This is a genomic window from Pseudomonas sp. HMSC063H08 (assembly GCF_001813645.1).
Taxonomy (GTDB): domain Bacteria; phylum Pseudomonadota; class Gammaproteobacteria; order Pseudomonadales; family Pseudomonadaceae; genus Pseudomonas; species Pseudomonas aeruginosa.
This window is the reverse complement of sequence record NZ_KV813468.1, coordinates 1-1,505: the sequence shown is the minus strand read 5'-3', so window position 1 is coordinate 1,505 and position 1,505 is coordinate 1. Positions and strand designations below refer to the sequence as shown.

Annotated in this window: 1 pseudogene; it reads left to right on the top strand. The window is 68.6% G+C overall.

Going from position 1 to position 1,505, the window contains the following annotated elements:
* Positions 1 to 1,505 (top strand): annotated as a pseudogene (locus HMPREF2924_RS17895) (S-layer family protein); the annotation flags it as partial.

Below are 1,505 nucleotides of genomic sequence, written 5' to 3'. Positions count from 1 at the left end.
CTCGGCAGGCTGGATATCGCCCGCGACGATGCCGGCAACCGTGCCGCCAGCCTGCGCAACCTTTCCGGGGTGATCGAGAGCGGCAAGGACTTCAGCCTGCGTGCCAGCCTGATCGAGAACCGTCGCGCCGTGCTGGAAAGCAAGTCGGGCCTGTACACCGCGAAGATGGAGCAGACCGCCTGCATCGAAGGCGTCAACGCGGGCGACTGCAGCGGCAAGCGCAACGCCATCTGGACCATCACCCAGCGCGACAAGACCGAGGTCACCGCCAGCAGCGCCATGGGGCAACTGCTGGCCGGAGGCGACTTCGCCATCGACGGCGGCACCCTGAACAACCTTTCCAGCCTGATCGGCAGCGGCGGCAACCTCACCGCCAACCTCGAAGTCCTCGACAACCAGGGCCTGGAAACCGGCGAGCTGGAAACCATCCGCGTGCTGCGTACCGCTCGCGGCGGCGATATCGGCGGCATCGACCAGAAGTCGCGCAACTTCACCAACCTCTACTGGTACCAGAGCGCCAATTTCGACCCGGCGCGCGCGGGCGAGATCCCCGCCGCGCTCAACGCGATCCTCAGCGACTGGTCCTTCGAGTACGAATTCCCGAGCAAGGGGCCGACCCCGATCAGCAGTGGCGACCAGTCCTACGCAGCGGTGATCCAGGCCGCCGGCGACGTCACGGTCAATGCCAGCACGCGCATCGACAACGGCGTCACCCGCCCCGGCTACACCTTCGTCGGCAGCGGCCGCCAGGTGGGCGACAGCGCGGTGGGCGGCAGCGGGGTTTCGGTGGTCGTGCCGCTGACCTCGCAACTGCCGCCCGACCTGGCGCGGCGCCAGGTCAACCCGGTTACCCTGCCCGGCTTCAGCCTGCCCCAGGGCGACAACGGCCTGTTCCGTCTCAGCTCGCGCTTCGCCGAGGACGGCAATGGCAGCGCCGCGCTCGGTGCCGGCGCCGACCGCACCCAGGGCGGTAGCGGCGTCTCGGTCGGCCAGCAAGGCGCCGGCAACGTCGCCGGTACCTGGCAGGGCCAGGGCGTGCGAGTCGATGGCCTGGCTGGCGCGGCCAACGTCCAGGGTCAGGGCGGCAGCGCGCTCGGCGGTAGCCTGCCGGGCGTCGCCCGGGTCCAGGGCGTGCCCGGCAACGCCACGCCGAGCGCCAGCCACAAGTACCTGATCGAGACCAACCCGGCGCTCACCGAACTGAAGCAGTTCCTCAACTCGGACTACTTGCTCAGCGGCCTGGGCATGAACCCGGACGATAGCAAGAAGCGCCTCGGTGACGGTCTCTACGAGCAGCGGCTGATCCGCGACGCGGTGGTGGCGCGCACCGGCCAGCGCTACATCGACGGGCTGAGCAGCGACGAGGCTCTGTTCCGCTACCTGATGGACAACGCCATCGCTTACAAGGACAAGCTCCAGCTGCAACTGGGCGTAGGTTTGAGCGCGGAGCAGATGGCGGCGCTGACCCACGACATCGTGTGGCTGGAAGAGGTCGAGGTGAACGG